Below are 20,592 nucleotides of genomic sequence, written 5' to 3'. Positions count from 1 at the left end.
AGCCGTCGCGGCCGTCCCGGGCGTCGTAGCCGTCCCGGGCGTCGTAGGCCTCGTAGGTGTCGCGCTGCGGCTGCTGCGGGACCACCGGTTCGGCGGCGGAGTCGTCGACGGTGATCGCGATCCGGATCGGGCGGCCGCACTCGCGGCTGAGCGTCTCGCTGACGATCGGGGCCAGGCGGCCCTCCAGCACGCCCTTGGCGAATTCGTTGGGCACGGCCAGCAGCGCGGTGTCCGCGACGAGGGCGAGCGGCTGGCATCGCTGGATCCAGTGCTCGTCCTTGGGCTCGACGCCTTGTCCGCCCTGGCCGGCTCCCTCTCCTAGCAGCCGCTCGAGCACACGTGGCCACACTGCGGCAAGATCGGCAGGTACGTCAGCCACAGGGCACGCTCTCTCACTCGCTGGGTGGGGGGACGCCGACAGTTCCCACGAATATGCGGTTCTCGGGACGGGCGGGAAGGAATCGGAGCCCAGCCACGGTAGTCAGGCCGAGGTACGCGGTTCAAGTCGTTGTCCACAGGGTGTGTACAAATGTGCCATGCGATGTCGCTCCGCGTTCCCCTGCCCCCGGAAGTGCGGGGTTCGCGTTCCCGATCGGCGCGCGGCACGGCCGCGCCGCCGGGCGCTGTCGGTTTGACCGGATGGCGTAATCGCGCGTACCGTGACCAGGTCGAGTTGTCGATGGCTGCTGCCGCCTGCCTCCGATGGGCAAGGATCGCGGACCCTGGGTCCGGAGATCATGAAGCGGTGCACTCGGGCGTATTGCGAGCTACTCGTGGGCGCACGGTGACAGCCAGGCGATGTCCCGCCACCACCCGATTCATTTCTGGAGCCCCCGAGTGAGCAAGCGCACCTTCCAGCCGAACAACCGCCGCCGCGCGAAGACCCACGGCTTCCGGCTGCGTATGCGTACCCGTGCCGGCCGCGCGATTCTCGCGACCCGCCGTAGCAAGGGTCGCGCCCGTCTGTCGGCCTGAGCAGCCTGACCCAAGGTCCATGACGTGCTGCCTACCGAAAAACGGCTGAGGCGGCGCGAGGACTTTGCAGCCGCGGTACGCCGAGGGCGCAGGGCCGGACGCCCGCTTCTCGTCGTGCACTATCGCAGCGGTCTTGCCAGCGGTGAAACGGACCCGCATGCACCTGGGGAGAGTGCTCCCCCGGCGCGTGCGGGTTTCGTCGTGAGCAAGGCGGTCGGCGGCGCAGTCGTGCGTAACCTGGTGAAGCGGAGACTGCGCCATCTCATGCGCGACCGCCTCGAACTTTTTCCCGCAGGTAGCCTTGTGGTCGTACGGGCGCTGCCCGGTTCGGGTGAGGCGGGCCACGACCAGCTGGCCCGCGACCTCGACACCGCGGTGCGGCGGCTACTGGGAGGGGTGCCGCGATGAAGTACCCGCTGCTGTGGTTGATCAAGCTGTACCAGTGGACCATCAGCCCGATGCTGGGACCGGTCTGCAAGTACTACCCGTCGTGCTCGCACTACGGCTATACAGCCATTGACCGGCACGGCGCGGTGAAAGGAACGGCGCTGACGGCGTGGCGCATCCTGCGCTGCAATCCGTGGTCGCTCGGTGGCGTCGACCACGTTCCTCCCCGGAAGCGTCCGGTCTGGCACCAGCGGCTGCGCAACCGCCTCGGCGGGCATCCCGCCGGGGAGCCTGCCGCACAGCCCGAGACCCAGCCCAACGCCCAAGGAGCCTGATTCGTGGACACGATCCTCAGTCCTCTTTATGACGTAGTTTCCTGGATCATCGTCCAGTTCCACGCGTTCTACAGCCTCATCTTCGACAAGAACAGTGGCTGGGCGTGGGGTCTGTCCATCGTTTCTCTGGTCGTGTTGATCCGTATCTGCCTGATCCCGCTCTTCGTGAAGCAGATCAAGGCGACGCGGAACATGCAGGCGCTCCAGCCGAAGATGAAGGCGATCCAGGAGCGCTACAAGAGCGACCGGCAGCGCCAGTCCGAAGAGATGATGAAGCTCTACAAGGAGACGGGTACCAACCCGCTCTCGAGCTGTCTCCCGATCCTGGCGCAGTCGCCGTTCTTCATCTCGCTGTACCAGGTCCTGAACCACATCGCGAACAACCGCACGGTCGGCTTCATCGACCAGCAGCTGCTGGACAGCGCCCGTCAGGCGCACATCTTCGGCGCTCCGCTGTCCGTGAAGTTCATGTCGTCCGCCTCGCAGGTCGAGTCCCTCGGCGCCACGCTGACGGACGTCCGGGTCGTGACGGTCATCATGATCGTCCTGATGTCGGCGTCGCAGTTCTTCACCCAGCGCCAGCTGATGACCAAGAACGTCGACCTGACGGTGAAGACGCCGTTCATGCAGCAGCAGAAGATGCTGATGTACGTCTTCCCGGTGATGTTCGCCGTCTTCGGTATCAACTTCCCCGTCGGTGTCCTCGTCTACTGGCTGACCACCAACGTGTGGACCATGGGCCAGCAGATGTTCATCATCCGCCGCAACCCGACCCCCGGTAGCGTCGCCTACAAGGCCCGCCAGGAGCGGCTGCGGGCCAAGGGCCAGCTCAAGGAGGAGCCGGCCGAGGTCGAGGCCAAGAAGGCGGCCGAGACGGCTCGTGCGAACCGGCAGCAGCCCAAGCGCCAGAGCAAGTCGCAGCGCCAGACCGCCTCGGGCCACGCCAGGGCCACGGCGCAGTCCGAGGAGACGGCCGAGAAGCCCTCGCTGGAAAAGTCGGCCGACTCCGCGCCGGAGAAGCAGCAGCGCAGCGTGGCGCAGAAGAAGGGGGCGCAGGGCGGTAAGCCGGCCGGCGGCTCGGCTTCCGGCTCCGCCCGCACTGCCAAGTCCGGGCAGCGTAAGGGCCAGCAGCGTCCCAAGCACCCGTCCAAGAAGTAAGAAGGAGTCCATCCGTGACGGAAGGCACCACCCCTGCTGCCGAGGGTGTCGACACCCTGACCCGCCTCGAGCAGGAAGGGGAGATCGCGGCCGACTACCTCGAGGGGCTGCTGGACATCGCGGACCTCGACGGCGACATCGATATGGACGTCGAGGCCGACCGTGCCGCGGTGTCGATCATCAGTGAATCGACCAGCCGTGATCTGCAGAAGCTGGTGGGCCGGGACGGTGAGGTACTGGAGGCGCTCCAGGAGCTGACCCGGCTCGCGGTGCACCGGGAGACCGGCGACCGCAGTCGGCTGATGCTCGACATCGCCGGGTACCGGGCCCGTAAGCGTGCCGAGCTCACCGAGCTGGGCACCAAGGCCGCGGAGGAGGCCAAGGGCACCGGTGAGCCGGTGAAGCTGAAGCCGATGACGCCGTTCGAGCGGAAGGTCGTGCACGACGCGGTGGCGGCGGCCGGACTGCGCAGCGAGTCGGAGGGCGAGGAGCCCCAGCGTCGCGTGGTCGTGCTTCCGGTCTGAACCGGTCCAGCCTCATGATCCACACGGCCCCGTCTGTTCGCAGGCGGGGCCGAATCTTGTCAGCCTTGCATCAGCTGTCAGCCTCGCATCAGCGTTCACCACAGTGTTCGGTCACCACAGTGTTCGGTATGGAAGGACGGTCCCCGTGACGGAAGCAGCGGAGCTCCCCCCGGCGCCCGAGGAGGCACGGGAGGTATTCGGTGAGCGCTTCTTGGAGGCCGTCCGGTACGCGGAACTGCTCGCCGACGTCGGAGTCACCCGCGGTCTGATCGGTCCGCGTGAGGTGCCGCGGCTGTGGGAGCGCCATCTGCTGAACTGCGCGGTGCTCTCCGAGGTGGTCCCCGAAGGGGTCACCGTGTGCGATGTGGGCTCGGGCGCCGGGCTGCCCGGCATTCCGCTCGCCCTGACGCGCCCGGACCTGCGGATCACGCTGCTGGAGCCGCTGCTGCGCCGCACGAACTTCCTCCAGGAAGTGGTCGAGCTGCTGGGCCTGGACCATGTGACGGTGGTGCGGGGCCGGGCCGAGGAGGTCCTGGGGAAGCTCCCCCCGATGCATGTGGTGACGGCGCGCGCCGTGGCCCCGCTGGACCGGCTGGCCGGCTGGGGCGTTCCCCTGCTGCGCCCGTACGGGGAGATGCTGCTGCTCAAGGGCGATACGGCGGAGGAGGAGCTGAAGCAAGCCCGTGCCGCGCTGAGCAAGCTCGGGGTGGTCGGGACTTCGGTGCTCCATGTCGGCGAGGGGATCGTCGACCCTCTCTCCACTGTGGTGCGGGTCGAGGTCGGGGAGAGCCCCGGAGGTGTGCGCTTCGCGGCCAAGCGGGCCAAGGCGGCCCGGAAGGGCCCCCGGCGCCGCCGCTGAGCGGGCCCCGGAGCGGCGCCACTGCCGAGGTCGTAGTCGGTATTGCTCCATAGGACGGGCTCGGCTGCTCCATACAAGCTGCCAAAACTACGCATACCGGAGTGTCGCCACGAATCGGTGAGGCTGTCCGTGCATCGTGTTTCACGTGAAACGTCGCTCCTTGCTGCATGGAATCATCAGTCGTGGGCGCGCGGCCGCACTGCCGCGCGACCGTCGGCCCCGACGGGATGTGGATTCATCCACAGGAGAACGGGCCTCGCTGGTTCACAACCCCAAAAGCATGGCAGGCTCTGTTCATCGCGAGCCTGATGTCGAGGAGAGTGAATCCTTGCGGTCCGACGCCAACATCGCGGGGCCGATGACCGACCCGGTCCCCGGCCCCCGTACCGAATCGGCGGGGGAGGATGTTTCACGTGAAACACTGCCCCCGATGGACGACACCCCCATTGGCCGCGCCGCGGAACTGGCGGTCCAAGCCCTCGGTCGCGCGGGTGAGGGACTTCCCAGGCCGGAGCAGACCCGGGTGATCGTGGTCGCCAATCAGAAGGGCGGGGTCGGCAAGACCACCACCACGGTCAATCTGGCCGCTTCGCTCGCACTCCACGGCGGCCGAGTGCTGGTCATCGACCTCGATCCACAGGGCAATGCCTCGACGGCGCTGGGTATCGATCACCACGCCGAGGTCCCGTCGATCTATGACGTGCTGGTGGACAGTAAGCCGCTGTCCGATGTGGTGCAGCCCGTGCCCGATGTGGAGGGACTGTTCTGCGCTCCGGCCACGATCGACCTGGCGGGTGCGGAGATCGAGCTGGTCTCGCTGGTGGCGAGGGAGAGCCGGTTGGAGCGGGCCATCCAGGCCTATGAGCAGCCGCTGGACTACATCCTGATCGACTGCCCCCCTTCTCTCGGTCTGCTGACGGTCAACGCACTCGTCGCAGGGGCGGAGGTCCTGATCCCGATCCAGTGCGAGTACTACGCACTGGAGGGGCTGGGCCAGCTGCTGCGCAACGTCGACCTGGTGCGCGGGCATCTCAACCCCAAGCTTCATGTCTCGACGATCCTGCTCACGATGTACGACGGCCGGACCCGGCTGGCCTCGCAGGTCGCCGATGAGGTCCGCAGCCACTTCGGCCATGAGGTGCTGCGGACGAGCATTCCGAGGTCGGTGCGTATCTCCGAGGCTCCCAGCTATGGGCAGACCGTCCTCACCTATGACCCGGGGTCCAGCGGAGCGCTGTCCTACCTCGAAGCGGCCCGGGAGATCGCACTCAGAGGGGCTGGAGGGGGCGGGGTCCACTATGACGCCCAGCGCGCCCACGCCCTCCCATCGATCAGCCAGCACGACCAGCACACCATGCAGGAGGGGATTCAGTGAGTGAGCGACGCAGAGGACTGGGCCGTGGGCTCGGGGCTCTGATCCCTCCCGCGCCGAAGGGGACGGATGGCTCCGGGCCCGCGCCGGTGGCGGGAACGGTCACCGCGACGGGGGTCTCCACCTCCCCGTCGGCGGTCCCGGTGCTGACACAGGAGCGTGGTGTGGCGGCGGCCAAGGTCGCCTCGCTGCCCTCCCGTGTCGTTGTGGAGGACAGCGACGCCGCGCTGCCGCAGCAGGAGGAGGCAGTTCAGCCCGTCGTGGAGGAGGTGGCCGGAGCGCACTTCGCCGAGCTCCCGCTGGACTCCATCACCCCGAATCCGCGGCAGCCGCGTGAGGTGTTCGACGAGGACGCTCTGGCCGAGCTGGTCACCTCGATCCAGGAGGTCGGGCTTCTTCAGCCCATCGTGGTGCGGCAGTTGGCTCCCGAGCGCTATGAGCTCATCATGGGGGAGCGTCGCTGGCGGGCTTGCCGGGAGGCGGGCCTGGAGAAGATTCCCGCGATCGTCAGGGCCACCGAGGACGAGAAGCTTCTGCTGGACGCGCTGCTGGAGAATCTGCATCGCGCACAGCTCAACCCCTTGGAAGAGGCGTTCGCCTACGACCAGCTGCTGAAGGACTTCGACTGCACGCATGACGAGCTGGCGGACCGTATCGGGCGTTCCCGCCCCCAGGTCTCCAATACGCTCCGGCTGTTGAAGCTGTCCCCCAAGGTGCAGAGCCGGGTGGCCGCGGGGGTTCTCTCCGCGGGCCACGCCCGTGCGCTGCTCGGCGTCGATGATCCGGAAGAGCAGGACCGGCTGGCGTACCGGATCGTGGCCGAGGGGCTCTCGGTACGGTCGGTCGAGGAGATCGTGACCCTGATGGGCTCGCGGCCGGGCAGGGCGCAGAAGGGCAAGGGGCCGCGAGCCGGGACGAAGGTCTCCCCCGCGCTCACGGATCTCGCCTCCAGGCTCTCCGACCGCTTTGAGACCCGGGTGAAGGTGGACCTCGGTCAGAAGAAGGGGAAGATCGTCGTCGAGTTCGCCTCGATAGAGGATCTGGAGCGCATTCTCGGAGCGCTTGCCCCGGGCGAGGGGCCGGTCCTGGAGCAGCGGCTCTCGGACGCGGCGGACGAGGACGAGTAGGACACAGGTCTACGGACAGAGCGGGGCGGGTCGTATTCCGGCGGGGTCGGAACACGACCCGCTCTTTGCTCAAGGGCGGTATCGGTGCAATGTCGGCACGGATACGATGCGAACAGGTAGGGCGGATCCCTGTGGAGGCGTCTTATGCGGAAGGCAAGGCCATGCGGTCGGTGAGCCGTACCGGGCTGCTGGCAACGGGATTGGGACTGGGGGCGGTCGGCGGATTCGTCGGCAGTCTGCTCAGGGGGCGTAGTGCGCTGTCGGCCGCTCGCAACGCGGCCGGCGACGGAAGTGAGGGACTGGCTTCATGGGGCGTCGGCTCGTACCGCTCACGCTGGACAACCTTCCGGACATCCCCAAGCGCTGTCGCGCCTGCGTCTTCTGGGAGCTCGACCCGGTCAGCGGCGAGGCCGCGGTAAGGGCCGGACGTCCGGAGCTGGAGAAGGAAGCCTGGATCTCGGCCGTTCTGCTGGAGTGGGGTTCCTGTGGCCGGGTGGTCTATGTCGACGATGTGCCGGTGGGCTTTGTGCTCTACGCGCCTCCGGCGTATGTGCCGCGATCCACGGCCTTTCCGACGAGCCCGGTGGCGGCGGACGCCGTTCAGCTGATGACGGCCTGGCTGATGCCCGGATATCAGGGACAGGGCTTGGGCCGCGTGATGGTGCAGACGGTGGCCAAGGATTTGATACGGCGCGGGTTCAAGGCGATCGAGGCCTTCGGGGACGCCACCTGGAAGGAGCCCGCGTGTGTGCTGCCCGCGGATCATCTGCTCGCCGTGGGATTCAAGACGGTGCGGCCGCATCCCCGGTATCCGCGGCTGAGGCTGGAGCTGCGAACGACGATCTCCTGGAAGGAGGACGTCGAGCTGGCTCTGGACCGGCTGCTCGGGGCGGTCCAGAAGGAGCCCGCCCTCCGGCCGCTGTGAGGCCGCAGATGTGAGGCCGTGGTTTCACGTGAAACACGAAGGGGCTGCCCCAAGCGGGCAGCCCCTTCGTTGTCGAGCGACGGCTGACGGGTCAGCCGATGAAGTCGGCCAGGTCGCGCTCGATGGCGGCCTTCGGCTTGGCACCGACGATGGTCTTGGCGACCTCGCCGCCCTGGTAGACGTTCAGCGTCGGGATCGACATCACGCCGTACTTCGCGGCGGTCGTGGGGTTCTCGTCGATGTTGAGCTTGGCGATGATGATCTTGTCGCCGTGCTCCGCCGCGATGGCCTCCAGGGACGGAGCGATCTGGCGGCACGGACCGCACCACGCGGCCCAGAAGTCGACGAGCACCGGCTTGTCGCTCTTGAGGACCTTCTCCTCGAAGTCGGCGTCTGTCACGGTCACCGTGGCACCGGCCATGGTTCTCTCCTTTATCGGTTTGGTGCGGGGGAAGGGGTCAGTCGGTGGCGTTCTCGCTGTCGGCGAGAGCCGCGAGGTACCGCTCGGCGTCCAGGGCGGCGGAGCAGCCCGTGCCGGCCGCGGTGATCGCCTGGCGGTAGGTGTGGTCCACGACGTCACCTGCGGCGAAGACACCCGGCAGGTTGGTCCGGGTGGACGGCGCTGCGACCTTCAGGTAGCCCTCGTCGTCCAGGTCGAGCTGGCCCTTGAAGAGCTCGGTGCGCGGATCGTGGCCGATGGCGATGAACAGACCGGTCGCCGGCAGCTCGGAGGTCTCGCCGGTCTTGACGTCCTTCAGGGTCAGGCTGGAGAGCTTGTTGTCCCCGTGGATCTCGGTGACCTCGCTGTCCCAGATGAACGAGATCTTGGGGTCGGCGATGGCGCGGTCCTGCATCGCCTTGCTGGCCCGGAGCGTGTCACGGCGGTGGACCACGGTGACCGACGTGGCGAACCGGGAGAGGAAGGTCGCTTCCTCCATCGCGGTGTCGCCACCGCCGATGACGGCGATGTTCTGGTCCTTGAAGAAGAACCCGTCACAGGTGGCGCACCAGGAGACGCCACGGCCGGAGAGTTCGTCCTCGCGGGGCAGGCCGAGCTTGCGATGCTGCGAGCCGGTGGTGACGATGACCGCCTTGGCCCGGTGGACCGTGCCGGAGGAGTCGGTGACGGTCTTGATGTCCTCGCTGAGGTCGACCGAGACAACATCGTCGGGGATCAGCTCGGCGCCGAAGCGCTCCGCCTGTGCCCGCATGTTGTCCATCAGGTCGGGGCCCATGATCCCGTCACGGAAGCCGGGGAAGTTCTCCACGTCGGTGGTGTTCATCAGCGCACCACCGGCGGTCACGGAGCCTTCGAAGACCAGCGGCTTCAAGGAAGCCCGGGCGGTGTAGAGCGCGGCCGTATAGCCCGCGGGCCCGGAACCGATGATGATCACGTTGCGGACGTCGCTCACGGATGTCTTCCTTGTCTCTGCCGAGTGCCGACTACTGACTGGGCGGCGACGTCCGGCGCTCTCCGGAAAACCGCCGCCATCCCACCCAACGGATCCTACGGGGCCCGCATTCCCGTGTGGTGCCAGGCGGCTCGCCGTGTGCCGTGTTCCTCAGCCTCGCGGGCAGGCGCGGGGTCAGTCCCGCGGGTAGGTGCGGGCCACGAGGCGAACACCGGCGGGCGACGGCGACTGCGCCACGCAGGCCGAGTCGATCACGAAGGCGTCTACGAGGTCGCTGTCGGCCGGGTGCGGCAGCACCACAAGAAAGACGTCCTTGCCGGCGTAGGTGTCCTTCTGTGCGGCAAGCGGTACCTCGGAGCGGCCGGTCCCCGCCTGCACACAGGAGGGCACCGGGGGGTCCTCGGCGCGCAGCGGCATATCCGGGGTGTCCTGCGCCCTCACGTCTCCGGACGCGGTGGACGTCTTCTGGTCGGCGAGGAGGGCATGCACCCGTGACTTGAGGGTCGCCGCGGAGAGCGCTGCCGCGTCGTCGGGTGAGACCTGCTGCTTCGACGTCTGTGTGTCGGCCGCGTCGTTGCTCGGGCTGGTGGAGCCCGACTGGACGAGGAAGGAGCCGAGGCCGATCACGGCAGCCGCGCAGGCGGCGCCGAGCACGGTCCTGGGCCAGCGTCGGGGCCGAGTGGGCCGGGCGGCGGGCCCGGACTTCCGGCGTCCCGGTCCGGTGGCGGCTCGGGGGCGCCCCGCCGGCCGCTCGGCGGCGCCGGGCGAGATCGGCTCCACTTCGCCGATCGCTTTCCGGGAGCGCGTCGGCTTCGCCGTTTCACGTGAAACGTGGGCGCCGTCGTCCGGGGCGATCGTGTCGGGCGTCGATGTGCCGAGGGTCGGCGTTTCACGTGAAACACCGATGCGGTCGTCCGGGGCGGTCGCGTCGAGGAGGGCTTCCGCGGCGAGTGCCGCGTCGATGCGGCCCGCGATGTCGGCGGGCATCCGCACGGGGCCGGGGAGGGTCCCCAGCAGTGAGCGGATCTCGTCCAGGGAGTCTCTTACCTCGGCGCACAGCACACAGGCGGCGAGATGGTCGCGCACCTGGGAGGTGCGGTCGGGGGGCAGCAGCCCCTCGGCGAGCGCGGAGATCTCCGTGACCTCCGGGTGCTCATCCGTGTCGGTCGACGATGTCACGCTCGGCCACCTCCGCCCTTCACGGCATCTGCGTCGTTCGGTCCTGCCGCCGGTGGGACGGAAGTCCGCTGCGTCCGGTTCCTTGCCCCGCCCGGCGAGCCGCTACCCCTCCCGTTCGGATGGAGATGGGTCAGCAGCGGCAGCAGGCGTGCGCGTCCCCGGGCGCAGCGGCTTTTGACCGTGCCGGTGGGGACCTCCAGGATTTTCGCGGCCTCGGCCACCGGGTAGCCCTGCATATCGACGAGCACGAGTGCTGCCTGCTGCTCGGGGGGCAGGGTGCCCAGCGCACGGATCAGCTCGCGGTGAAGATCTCCGCGTTCCGCCGGGGCGGCGGCCGATTCATGGGGTTCGAGCAGCTGCTCCAGCCGCTCGGTCTCGGCGACCGGGGATGTACGCCTGGAGGCGGCCTTGCGGGCCCGGTCCAGGCAGGCGTTCACGGTGATGCGATGGAGCCACGTTGTGACGGCCGACTGGCCCCGGAAGGTGTGAGCGGCCCGGTAGGCGGACACGAGCGCGTCCTGGACCGCGTCTGAGGCCTCCTCACGGTCGCCGAGCGTGCGCAGCGCCACCGCCCAGAGTCTGTCGCGGTGGCGCCGCACGAGCTCGGCGAAGGCATCCGGGTCGCCGGTGACATGGCGTTTGAGGAGCTCGCCGTCGCTCGTGTCGCCGAATCTGGCGCTGTCCACCCTGGAGCCCCTCCCCGCCCGGCCGGCTCAGCCGGTGAACTTCACGTCCGTGATGGCTTGCTTGTAGGGGTTGTCGAAGTTCGGCTCCGGGTCGGAGTAGGGAAGCGCCGTGAGCCAGACGAGGACGTAGCGGGTCTTCACGCTGCTCTTGTTCTTCAGCTCGGCGGACTTGCTCGTGACCTTGGCCGAATCGAGCTTCTTCAACGAACCGACGGGGTCGGACGCCGAGACGGACGGGGAGAGGGAGTCCGTGGCGTACAGCGAGATCTCCGTGTAGGAGCCTCCGTACATCAACCCGAGGGAAACGCTGTCCAGCGTCTGCTTCGAGCCGAGGTCGTAGATGATTCCGACGCCCTTCTTGAAACTCGGGGCGAACTCCGGACCGTCGATGAAGCTGTTGGTGCGCCAGGAGGTCGAGGGATCCCCGTCGTAGGTGAGCTTGACCTGGGCGGGCTTCTGCGGGCTGCCGTCGGGGGCGAACTCCCTGGCATCGACGATCTTGATCGGCCTGCTGGCCGGCTTCGTGGGCTTGTCGTCGTTCCCGTTCTGCTGAGACCTGCTGGGCGGGGACTTCTTCTCCTCCTTGAGGAGCGTGTCCGCGAGCTGCCAGCTGCCGAGGCCGAGGGCCGCGATCAGCAGGGCGGAGACGGTCCACTTGAGGGCCTTGCCCGTGCGGGTCTGAAGCGGGGGCGGGGGCGGCATGGGAGCGGCCGGGCGGGGGGTGAGGGGCTGGCGGCCGCGGTGGGGCGGCTGGCCGTAGGCACCCTGCTGGTAGGTGGTGCGCTGGAAGGCATCGGGCGTCGTGAAGACGGGCTCCGGCGGGCGGATCCGCGGCATGGCGGCGACGGCCTTGGACAGCTCTTCGGGGGTGGTGCAGGGCTGGTCCTGCCGGGAGGCCGTGGCGCCGTCATTGACGAGCGCGCGCATCGCCAGCTCGGAGAGGCCGCGGTGGACCCCCGCGCGGACCTGGTCGGGAGCGATCAGGCCGACGCCCTTGGGCAGCCCGGAGAGGCCGTAGGCGTCCCTCTCGTACGGCCAGCGCTGGGTCAGGGCGGCGTACAGCAGCGCGCCGATGGCCTCGGTGTCGGTGCGCTGAGGGTGGTCGGAGGTGATGCCGCGCAGGGCGGCCATGACGGCGAGGCCGCGGATGCGGTACTGGCCGGACTCGGTGCGCAGGACGGAGCCCGGGTTGAGCCGCAGATGCGCCAGGCCCTCGCGGTGGGCCGCGGCCATGGCCTGGGACACCTGGCTGACGAGCTGGTAGGCCTCATGCGGCTCGAGCGGCCCGGAGGCGAGCACGGCGGTGAGCTCGGTGGCGTCGGGAAGCCACTCGTGGACCACATAGACGAGGTCGTTCTCCTCGACTGCGTCGAGGACCTGGACGAATCGGGGGTCGCCGAGCAGCGCCGCCGAACGGGCGGCGGCCAGCACCGGGCGCGCCCGCGGGTGGTCGGCCGGCAGGACATGGACTCCGACGGCGCGGCGGAGTTTCTCGTCCACGGCACGCCAACTGCTGAATCCGTCCAGACGGGTGACGCATTCCTCCAGCCGGTAGCGTCTGGCCAACTTGTGGCCGCTGTGCAGCTCCGGGGTGCTTGTGTCGGCCGCGGCGCCCTTGGTGTCGGTGCCCGCGGCCTTCGCTTCCGTGTCGGCTTTCGTTTCGGTTCCCACCCCGTCGGACGTGGCCTTGCCCGCCTCGGCGGTCAGCGCTTCATCTCCGCTGTTGTCGGCCACGTCGACGGCAGCCGTGCTCCGTTCCGCCACCGTCGTTCCTGCCTCCCCATCCGTTGCGCCTACTCCGAGCCAAGACAATTGTGCCCACAGTCCGCCGCTATGCACGACACACGATGGCAGACGATGGTTGTGCTGAACGATCAGCGACCAAGTCGTCCGCGGACCATACCGACCATGGCGGTCAGCTCCGCAACGCGCATCCGTTTCGCCGCAATGTAGAAGACCGCGATAAGAACGAGACCGCCGCCCGCCAGAGCCGCTAGGGAGCCGGTCGGGCCGGCGCCCAGCGCCCCGGTGATGGCGTAGGAGGCCACGCCGCCGAGGGCGGCGGCGGGGATGCCGGCACCCACCAGACGGGTGTAGGTGCGGACGACGTGCCGCCCGTCCAGATCGCCGCCCAGGAGCTTGCGGAGCCGCTTCCAGGCCACGCCCACGCCGATGGCGTACGCCAGGCCGTAGGAGGCGGCCATGCCCGCCACGGCCCAGCGGGCGGGGAGGATGACGTAGCAGAGCCCGGAGGCGGCGGCGTTGACGGCGGCGACGATCACCGTGTTGTAGAAGGGGGTGCGGGTGTCTTCGTAGGCGTAGAAGCCGCGCAGGACGACGTACTGCACCGAGAACGGGATGAGTCCGAGGCCGAACGCCATGAGGATGTAGCCCATGGAGCGGGCCTGTTCGGTGCCTGAGGAGCCGAACATCAGGGTGCACATGGGGATGCCGAGCGCGACGAACCCGAGGGCGAGCGGGACGATGGCGACGGCGGAGGTGCGCAGGCCCTGCGAGATGTCGTCGCGGACCGCGCCGGTGTCCCCGTCGTGAGCCGCGCGGGAGATCCGGGGCAGCAGGGCGGCCATGACGGAGACCGTGATGATCGCCTGCGGCATGCCCCAGATGAGCTGGGCGCTCTGGTAGCCGATGAGGCCGGTGCCGGGGAAGCCCTGGTTGTCGGCCTTGGCGCCGGCCGCGGTGGCGAGCCGGGTCACCACGACGTTGCCGGCCTGGTTGGCCAGGACGAACAGGACGGTCCACTTGGCGAGCTTGGCGGCCTTGCCCAGGCCGTGGCCGCGCCAGTCGAAGCGGGGCCGGAAGCGGAAGCCGGCGGCCCGGAGATAGGGGAACATCGCCAGCGCCTGGACGGTGAGGCCGAGGAGGGTGCCGATCCCCAGCAGCCTGACCCCTTCGGGGGTGATGTTGGTGACCCCCATGTCGGAGGTGCTGGCGGTGCCGAAGACCCAGATGAACAGGCCGAAGCTGGCGATGACGACGATGTTGTTGAGGACCGGGGTCCACATCATGGCGCCGAAGCTGCCCCGGGCGTTGAGGATCTGGCCCACCACGACGTGCACGCCCATGAAGAAGATGGTGGGCAGGCAGTAGCGGGCGAAGGTGACCGCCACCGCATTGGCGTGGGGATTGCCCGCGATGGACGGCGAGAGCGTGCGGACCAGCGTGGGGGCCGCGAACACGGACACGGCGACCAGGACCGCGAGGACGATCATCACGAGGGTCAGCAGGCGGTTGGCGTAGGCGTCGCCGCCGTCCTCGTCCTCCTTCATGGAGCGGACGAGCTGCGGGACGAAGACCGAGTTGAGGCCGCCGCCCACGGTGAGGAAGTAGATCATCGCGGGCAGCTGGTAGGCGACGGCGTAGGTGTCGCCGAGGGTGGCGGCACCGATGGCGGCGACGATCACCAGCTGGCGGACGAAGCCGGTGAGCCGGGAGACCAGCGTTCCGGCCGCCATCACCGCGCTGGACTTCAGCAGGTTTCCCGCTCGGCCGCCCGAGCGCTTCTTCTCCGGCTCGGCCGTCTCCGGCTCGGCCACCGCCGCGGCCGCCCCCGCGGGGGCGGCCGGCTGGGCGGGAACGGGGCCGGTCGGCTCGGGCGCCGGTGCCTGCCCCTGCGGTGATCCCGCGGGCGGATACCCGGCCGCGGGCTGCTGGGGGCGCTGGGGCTCGTAGGGCTGCTGGTCGCGGAAGAGGTGTGCGAACGCGTCCGGCTGCTGCTGTTCCTCGGCGGCGTAGCCGGCCTGCGGGCCGGTGCCCAGGTACTGCGTGGCGTCGAGGTTGCCGCCATAGGGCTGGTGGGCGGGGCCGTCGGCGGCGGCCGCCGACTCGGCCGGCCACAGGCGCGGGTCGTGTCCGTGCGGGGCGGCGGGCGGCTGTTGGTAGGGCTGCTGCTGGTACCCGCCGGACGGGGGCGCCTGGTACCCGCCCCGGTCGTACAGCGGATCCGTCAGCGGGTCATGGGCGTAGGAGTCCTGCGCCGCGTACGGGTACGGCGTGAAGGAGCCGGTGACGTACGGATCCTGCATATAGGGGTCCTGTACGTACGGCAGCTGGCTGTAGGAGATGTCGCGGGGGTCCCCCAGATACGGATCCTGCTGGTGCGGCTCGGGTCCGTAAGGACTCTGGTGGGCGGGCGGGCCGCTCTGCGGCGGCGGTACCCGGCCGGCGGGGTCATCGCCCGCGCCATGGCCGCGATCACCGTCATACGGCGCGTTCATCGCTACCCCACCTCATCGTCCGCTGCGGCCGGCCGGCCACGCCATTGCTCAATGGTCCACTTTCTCACCCGAGCCGGATGGGCCGGCGCTTTGCGATCCGGTGTCCGGCACCGGGTCACTCGGCTGCCCGGGCACCGTGGCGCGCGGACGCTCGTCCTCGCCGGGCTCGGCCCGCTCACCCTCGGTCGCCTCTCCGTCCTGCTTCTCGCCGTTCCCCGTTGCGTCTTCATCACTCCTGGCGGCGGACCGCTTGCGCTGGAGGTAGATCCGGATCCCGGCGAGGACGAGCAGCAGGACCCCGCCCGCGATCACCAGAATGACCGTGGACGTGATTTCGGTGACATTCACCGTGAAGGACATCTCGGGGCCGTACGCCTGGCCGTCCACGGTGTACATCTGGGCGGTCACCCAGGCCCGTCCGTTCGCGTTGGCCGTGGTGCCGAACTTCACCGACTGGCTGTGCCCGCCCTGGACCGTGACCACCTGGGGGTCGCCGACCGCCAGACGGTTGCCCTGGCCGGACCGCAGGACCAGCCGCAGCTGGACCGGTTGCAGAAGGTTGTTCTGGACGGTCACCGGAATCGTGGCGCTGCGCCCCGACAGGGTCATGTCCGTCTTCTTGACGAGGCGCACCTTCTCGGTGAGCCCCTGGAGGTAGGCCTGGACGGAGTCACGGAAGCCGGTCGCGCCCCGCGGGTCGTTGCGCCACGAGGTGGACATCTCCCGCGTGATCGCGCTGCCGAACGGGGTGACCACGCGGTCCTTGGCGGTGAGGATCTCCTCGAACCTGTCGAGGGTCGCCTGGGTCTGCTGGATCTTGCGGAATCCGTCGGTCGGCAGTTCCTGGCGACGCAGCGCGGCCGGGTACGAGCGGGCTGAGGGCACCCGCTGGGTGGCGCGCGGGTCGGGCTGGGCCTTGGCGGCCTCCCCCAGAGTGGCAGGCTGCGTCCAGCGGCCGGAGAGCCCGCCCAGGGCCGCCGCCATCGCCTGGGCCTGGCTGGTGGTGGGAATGCGCTGCGGGGCCACGACGACGCTGCGCTGCTTGTCCGGCGCCTGGAGGGTGAGCATCTGGGTCTGGGCGAGGAACTTCTGGACGGCGAGGGTGGCGTTCTCCGCCCTCGTCATGTCGCCCATGAAGGCGGTGGACAGCCGGGCGTCGGCGACCACCGCCGTATTGCCCCCGCCGATCTGGCGGGCCGCGGTGGGCGTGTACGGCAGATCGCCGGTCTCGCGCAGGCTGTCGCTGCGGGCGATGATGTTGTGTGCGCCGGCGGAGGTGGCGACGTCCACGATCGAGGAGTCGACGGCACCGTTCACCGGCCACGCGAAGTCCGTACGGGGCTTCACATGCAGAACGGTGTCCACGGTCATCGAGGCGAGCGCGGTGGCGGTCTGGAGGTGCCTGAGGGCGCCCGTGGCCTTGCCGCGGTGCGCGAGCGAGGCGAGGTCCGGGTCGGCGAAGGGCAGGGCCACCACCTGGTGACCCTTGATGGCCTGCTGGAGGTCGTTGAGCCACTGCTTGGCCACGGCCTGGCCCCGGCCGTCCGTCGTCTCGTCCTCCGTCTGGCCCTGCACCTCGTACGGCTTGGTCATCGCGTCGACCGTGGCGAGCAGGTCCGGGTCGATCACCCAGGTGACGGGCAGGTTCTTGCCCAGGGCCACGAGCTGCTGGAGCCGTCCGCCGGGGGCGAGCTCCGCCGCGAGGTCGTCGTTCTGGAAGATCGGCGTCTGCTGCTCATCGGCGCCGGTGCGGGCGGTGAGGTGGGTGGAGGAGATGAGCGGCCACAGGAAGGTGAGCTTGCTCCTTTTGGCGGCCGCGGTCGGCTGCCAGGGAAGGAAGGTCCGCTCGATGCCCATCACCTGCGGCCAGGGCTGGCTCCGCGTCTGGCCGGTGAGGGAGACACCGAGCTGATAGACGCCGCTCCCGCCGAGGTTCAGCTCCCTCACCGGTATGGAGAGGGTGAAGTCACGGCTGATGCCGGCGGGCAGGTTGCCGATCTTCCGCTCGTACTTGCCGGCGACCTCGGTGCCGTCGAGGCCGACCGTGTAGTCCTTGCGCTTGGCGGCCGTGTCGATGTCGTTGCGGCCGTTCATGGTCGGGCCGACCCGGAGGCTGACGTAGGAGGCGTTGATCGTCGAGCGGCCCTTGTTGGTGACCGTGCCGGCGATGGTGAGCGTGTCGCTCTTCGACGGGGTGGTCGGGGTGAGCGAGTCGATGGCGACATCGACGGTGCGCGAACCGGTGGCCTTGGCCTGGGCCGGGGCGGGCTGGGCGTGGGCGCCGGGGGCCGCCGGGATCTGTAGGACACCCGCCAGCAGGGGCGCTGCGGCGAGCAGTGCCCCTGAGCGCCGCAGCCACCGGCGGGCGCGAGCGGAAGTTGTCCCCTGGAGCTCTGCCGGCTCGGCCACGCGCTCGCCCGTCCCTCGTCGTCAGTAGTCGTCAGTGGTCACCGCAATATGCGTCCACGAAATGGTAACGATGCTCGCTGTGATGAAGTGCTGTGGAGGGCTCCACAAGATCGTCACCGGTTCGATGCCTGCGATCGACGGGAGGCTCCGGGGCCTGTGGCCACGTACCCTGTTCTGTTGTGCCGAACGCCAACACTGACAGCCACCACTCGCAGTCGACCAACGAGCTCAGCCAGGTGCAGCGTCGCGCCGTGGGCGAGCTTCTGCGAGTTTCTCCCGTAGCCGATGACCTCGCCCGCCGCTTCGAGGCGGCCGGGTTCAGCCTTGCCCTGGTCGGCGGATCGGTGCGGGACGCGCTGCTGGGCCGTCTCGGTAACGATCTGGATTTCACCACGGACGCGCGGCCGGAGGATGTGCTGAAGATCGTCCGCCCATGGGCCGACGCGGTCTGGGAGGTCGGCATCGCCTTCGGCACGGTCGGCTGCCGCAAGGAGGGCCGGAGCGGAGACGGGGCGAATCAGGGGTTCCAGATCGAAATCACGACTTATCGGTCGGAAGCGTACGATCGTACGTCGCGGAAGCCCGAGGTCTCGTACGGCGACTCGATCGACGAGGACCTGGTCCGTCGGGACTTCACGGTGAACGCCATGGCTGTCGCGCTCCCTCGGAAGGAGTTCATCGACCCGCACGACGGTCTGGAGGACCTCGCCGCGAGGGTGCTGCGTACACCCGGCACCCCTGAGGAGTCCTTCTCCGACGACCCGCTGCGGATGATGCGCGCCGCGCGCTTCGCGGCCCAGCTCGATTTCGAGGTGGCGCCCGAGGTGGTCGCCGCGATGAAGGCGATGGCCGGCCGGATCGAGATCGTCTCGGCCGAGCGGGTGCGCGAGGAGCTCAACAAGCTGATCCTCGCCGCCCATCCCGTCAAGGGGCTGCGGCTCCTCGTCGACACCGGGCTCGCCGACCATGTTCTCCCGGAGCTTCCGGCGCTGCGCCTGGAGCGTGATGAGCACCACCGCCACAAGGATGTGTATGAGCACTCGCTGACCGTGCTGGAGCAGGCCATCGCCCTGGAGAAGGACGGGCCCGACCTGGTGCTGCGGCTGGCGGCTCTGCTGCATGACATCGGGAAGCCCCGCACGCGCCGATTCGAGAAGGACGGCCGGGTCTCCTTCCATCACCATGAGGTGGTGGGCGCCAAGATGACCAAGTCGCGGATGATCAAGCTCAAGTACTCCAATGAGCTGGTGAAGGACGTCTCCCACCTGGTCGAGCTGCATCTGCGCTTCCACGGCTACGGCACGGGTGAGTGGACGGACTCGGCGGTCCGGCGCTATGTGCGGGACGCGGGCCCCCTGCTGGAGCGGCTGCACAAGCTGACCCGTTCGGACTGCACCACGCGCAACAAGCGCAAGGCCGCCGCTCTGTCGCGCGCGTACGACGGGCTGGAGGAGCGCATCGGGCGGTTGCAGCAGCAGGAGCAGCTCGATGCCATCCGGCCGGACCTGGACGGCAACGAGATCATGAAAATTCTCGGCATCGGGCCGGGCCCGCAGGTCGGTAAGGCGTACAAGCATCTGCTGGAGCTGCGGCTGGAGCACGGCCCCATGGAGCGGGACGCCGCGGTCGTGGCACTCCAGGAGTGGTGGGCGGCCGAGCCTCAGGGGTGACCCATCAGGTTTCACGTGAAACATCGGCCTGCGCGGCCTCGCGCTCGTCATGTTTCACGTGAAACATGACGCCGAGGGCGGTCGCCGCGTAGAGCGTGGCCACCAGGATCACCAGGGTGGCCGAGCGGCCGTCGGGCGGCAGCGTCAGTGCGGCGATCGCGGCTCCCCCGACGAAGGCCGCGTTGAAGAGCACGTCGTACAGGGAGAAGATCCGGCCGCGGAAGTCATCGGCGATCGAGGACTGCACCACGGTGTCGGTGGCGATCTTGGCCCCCTGGGTGATGAGACCGAGGACGAAGGCGGCGGCCAGCATCGGAGTGAGTTCGAAGGGCAGCCCCAGCCCCGGCACCAGTACGGCCGCGGCCGCGGCACACACCGTGATCCAGCGCAGCCTGCCGTCCGGGTGTGAGGTGGGGCTCAGCCGGGCCACCGCCCCCGGAGTGATCACCGCCGCCGCGAAGAATCCCGCCCCCGAGACGGCCAGGGCGAGCCCCAGAAGCCCCAGGCCCTCCGACTCGGTCCGCACCCACGCATACCGGCAGAGCATCAGCACCATCACCGTCAGCGCGCCGTAGCAGAAGCGCATCGATGTCATCGCCGCCAGAGCCACCGTGGGATCCCGGCGCTCCCACAGGTGACGCAGACCGGCGGCCAGGCCGCGCACGGTACTCAGCAGAGCCGCGCCCAGGCGCGGCTGGAGCGCGGATGGATCGGGCCCCAGAAGTCCGGGCGGCATTCTCAGTGCCGCGACCGCGGCACTGATATAGAGCGCCGACCCCATCAGGACCACCACGGCGTCGGACGATGAGCCGTCCGGGACCGCGATGCTCACCACGAGGGCCAGGGCGCCACCGGCGGTGGCCGCGAGCGTTCCCGCCGTCGGGGACAGGGAGTTGGCCATCACCAGGCGCTCCTGGCTGTCGACGACTCGCGGCAGCGAGGCGGAGAGCCCGGCCAGGACGAAACGGTTGACGCCGGTGACCGACAGCGCGGAGACGTAGAAGAGCCAGTCGGGAACCTGCGCGAGGACCAGAACCGCCGTGCCGGCGGCCAGCGCGGAGCGCAGGGCGTTGCCATGGAGCAGGACCTGTCGGCGGCGCCACCGGTCCAGCAGCACGCCGGCGAACGGGCCCAGCAGGGAGTAGGGGAGCAGAAGGACCGCCATGGCGGAGGCGATCGCCGCGGCCGAGGTCTCCTTCTCGGGGGAGAAGACCACATACGCGGCCAGCGCGACCTGGTAGACGCCGTCGGCTGTTTGGGACAGCAGACGAACGGCCAGGAGACGCCGGAAGTCGCGCAGCTGGAGCAGTACGCGGAGATCACGCACAACGGGCAT

18 protein-coding genes and 1 pseudogene are annotated in these 20,592 nt (G+C 69.2%); 10 read left to right on the top strand and 9 right to left on the bottom strand.

Features of this window, described 5'->3' with window-relative positions; genetic code table 11:
• Nucleotides 1–84: 84 nt before the first annotated feature.
• Nucleotides 85–379, bottom strand: a pseudogene (locus tag ABTY62_RS47520) (chromosomal replication initiator protein DnaA); the annotation flags it as partial.
• A 458-nt stretch (nucleotides 380–837) separates the two neighbouring features.
• Between ABTY62_RS47520 and rpmH the strand changes: the two are divergent.
• The 9 genes from rpmH to ABTY62_RS19245 all read left to right on the top strand — a co-directional run bounded on the left by rpmH (nucleotide 838) and on the right by ABTY62_RS19245 (nucleotide 7,662).
• The gene (gene rpmH, locus ABTY62_RS19285) at nucleotides 838–975 is read left to right on the top strand and encodes a 50S ribosomal protein L34 (RefSeq protein WP_003975051.1); all 138 of its coding nucleotides are present in this window, start codon (nucleotides 838–840) and stop codon (nucleotides 973–975) included.
• Between the two features lie 24 nt (nucleotides 976–999).
• Nucleotides 1,000–1,383 (top strand): ribonuclease P protein component, encoded by a 384-nt coding sequence (rnpA, locus tag ABTY62_RS19280; RefSeq protein ID WP_352130617.1) that lies wholly within the window; start codon nucleotides 1,000–1,002, stop codon nucleotides 1,381–1,383.
• Nucleotides 1,380–1,697 (top strand): membrane protein insertion efficiency factor YidD, encoded by a 318-nt coding sequence (yidD, locus tag ABTY62_RS19275; protein WP_065962016.1) that lies wholly within the window; start codon nucleotides 1,380–1,382, stop codon nucleotides 1,695–1,697. The genes rnpA and yidD overlap by 4 nt, the downstream gene beginning before the upstream one ends.
• A 3-nt stretch (nucleotides 1,698–1,700) precedes the next feature.
• On the top strand, nucleotides 1,701–2,855 hold the full coding sequence (yidC, locus tag ABTY62_RS19270; protein ID WP_352130616.1) for a membrane protein insertase YidC: 1,155 nt from the start codon (nucleotides 1,701–1,703) through the stop codon (nucleotides 2,853–2,855).
• A 14-nt stretch (nucleotides 2,856–2,869) separates the two neighbouring features.
• Nucleotides 2,870–3,379, top strand: coding sequence for a Jag family protein (locus ABTY62_RS19265; RefSeq protein WP_311725992.1), 510 nt, complete (start codon nucleotides 2,870–2,872; stop codon nucleotides 3,377–3,379).
• 145 nt (nucleotides 3,380–3,524) lie between these two features.
• Nucleotides 3,525–4,238 carry a 16S rRNA (guanine(527)-N(7))-methyltransferase RsmG gene (rsmG, locus tag ABTY62_RS19260; protein WP_014177963.1) on the top strand — a complete coding sequence of 238 codons (714 nt, stop codon included), beginning with the start codon at nucleotides 3,525–3,527 and terminating at the stop codon, nucleotides 4,236–4,238.
• A 280-nt stretch (nucleotides 4,239–4,518) separates the two neighbouring features.
• Nucleotides 4,519–5,613, top strand: coding sequence for a ParA family protein (locus ABTY62_RS19255; RefSeq protein WP_352130615.1), 1,095 nt, complete (start codon nucleotides 4,519–4,521; stop codon nucleotides 5,611–5,613).
• Nucleotides 5,610–6,737, top strand: coding sequence for a ParB/RepB/Spo0J family partition protein (locus ABTY62_RS19250; RefSeq protein WP_352130614.1), 1,128 nt, complete (start codon nucleotides 5,610–5,612; stop codon nucleotides 6,735–6,737). The genes ABTY62_RS19255 and ABTY62_RS19250 overlap by 4 nt, the downstream gene beginning before the upstream one ends.
• 307 nt (nucleotides 6,738–7,044) lie before the next feature.
• Nucleotides 7,045–7,662 carry a GNAT family N-acetyltransferase gene (locus tag ABTY62_RS19245; RefSeq protein ID WP_055545947.1) on the top strand — a complete coding sequence of 206 codons (618 nt, stop codon included), beginning with the start codon at nucleotides 7,045–7,047 and terminating at the stop codon, nucleotides 7,660–7,662.
• 91 nt (nucleotides 7,663–7,753) lie between these two features.
• On the opposite strand, the gene trxA is transcribed toward ABTY62_RS19245, so the two are convergent.
• From trxA to ABTY62_RS19210, 7 genes are all read right to left on the bottom strand, one after another.
• Nucleotides 7,754–8,083, bottom strand: coding sequence for a thioredoxin (trxA, locus tag ABTY62_RS19240; protein WP_352130613.1), 330 nt, complete (start codon nucleotides 8,081–8,083; stop codon nucleotides 7,754–7,756).
• 37 nt (nucleotides 8,084–8,120) lie between these two features.
• Complete coding sequence (trxB, locus tag ABTY62_RS19235) at nucleotides 8,121–9,074, bottom strand: thioredoxin-disulfide reductase (protein ID WP_352130612.1); 954 nt, start codon at nucleotides 9,072–9,074, stop codon at nucleotides 8,121–8,123.
• A gap of 174 nt (nucleotides 9,075–9,248) precedes the next feature.
• On the bottom strand, nucleotides 9,249–10,253 hold the full coding sequence (locus ABTY62_RS19230; protein WP_352130611.1) for an anti-sigma factor family protein: 1,005 nt from the start codon (nucleotides 10,251–10,253) through the stop codon (nucleotides 9,249–9,251).
• The gene (gene sigM, locus ABTY62_RS19225; protein WP_352130610.1) at nucleotides 10,250–10,939 is read right to left on the bottom strand and encodes an RNA polymerase sigma factor SigM; all 690 of its coding nucleotides are present in this window, start codon (nucleotides 10,937–10,939) and stop codon (nucleotides 10,250–10,252) included. The genes ABTY62_RS19230 and sigM overlap by 4 nt, the downstream gene beginning before the upstream one ends.
• 27 nt (nucleotides 10,940–10,966) lie before the next feature.
• Nucleotides 10,967–12,703, bottom strand: coding sequence for a protein kinase family protein (locus ABTY62_RS19220; RefSeq protein ID WP_352130609.1), 1,737 nt, complete (start codon nucleotides 12,701–12,703; stop codon nucleotides 10,967–10,969).
• A gap of 110 nt (nucleotides 12,704–12,813) precedes the next feature.
• The gene (murJ, locus tag ABTY62_RS19215; protein ID WP_352130608.1) at nucleotides 12,814–15,177 is read right to left on the bottom strand and encodes a murein biosynthesis integral membrane protein MurJ; all 2,364 of its coding nucleotides are present in this window, start codon (nucleotides 15,175–15,177) and stop codon (nucleotides 12,814–12,816) included.
• Between the two features lie 48 nt (nucleotides 15,178–15,225).
• Nucleotides 15,226–17,586, bottom strand: coding sequence for a DUF6049 family protein (locus tag ABTY62_RS19210; protein WP_352130607.1), 2,361 nt, complete (start codon nucleotides 17,584–17,586; stop codon nucleotides 15,226–15,228).
• Nucleotides 17,587–17,765: 179 nt separating this feature from the next.
• On the opposite strand from ABTY62_RS19210, the gene ABTY62_RS19205 reads away from it, so the two are divergent.
• Complete coding sequence (locus tag ABTY62_RS19205) at nucleotides 17,766–19,256, top strand: CCA tRNA nucleotidyltransferase (protein ID WP_352130606.1); 1,491 nt, start codon at nucleotides 17,766–17,768, stop codon at nucleotides 19,254–19,256.
• Nucleotides 19,257–19,260: 4 nt separating this feature from the next.
• Here ABTY62_RS19205 and ABTY62_RS19200 read toward each other — a convergent pair whose 3' ends face one another.
• Nucleotides 19,261–20,592 (bottom strand): MFS transporter, encoded by a 1,332-nt coding sequence (locus ABTY62_RS19200; RefSeq protein ID WP_352130605.1) that lies wholly within the window; start codon nucleotides 20,590–20,592, stop codon nucleotides 19,261–19,263.

Origin of the sequence: Streptomyces sp. NPDC097640, assembly GCF_040302705.1 — a bacterium.
Classification (GTDB): Bacteria; Actinomycetota; Actinomycetes; order Streptomycetales; family Streptomycetaceae; genus Streptomyces.
This window is presented reverse-complemented; position numbering and strand designations above follow the sequence as displayed.

Excerpts from the sequence above, each read along its gene's own strand:
- trxA (WP_352130613.1), bottom strand. The coding sequence starts at position 8,083 with ATGGCCGGTGCCACGGTGACCGTGACAGACGCCGACTTCGAGGAGAAG.
- murJ (WP_352130608.1), bottom strand. The coding sequence starts at position 15,177 with ATGAACGCGCCGTATGACGGTGATCGCGGCCATGGCGCGGGCGATGAC.
- ABTY62_RS19255 (WP_352130615.1), top strand. The coding sequence starts at position 4,519 with ATGGCAGGCTCTGTTCATCGCGAGCCTGATGTCGAGGAGAGTGAATCC.
- ABTY62_RS19245 (WP_055545947.1), top strand. The coding sequence starts at position 7,045 with ATGGGGCGTCGGCTCGTACCGCTCACGCTGGACAACCTTCCGGACATC.
- yidD (WP_065962016.1), top strand. The coding sequence starts at position 1,380 with ATGAAGTACCCGCTGCTGTGGTTGATCAAGCTGTACCAGTGGACCATC.
- ABTY62_RS19200 (WP_352130605.1), bottom strand. The coding sequence starts at position 20,592 with ATGCCCGTTGTGCGTGATCTCCGCGTACTGCTCCAGCTGCGCGACTTC.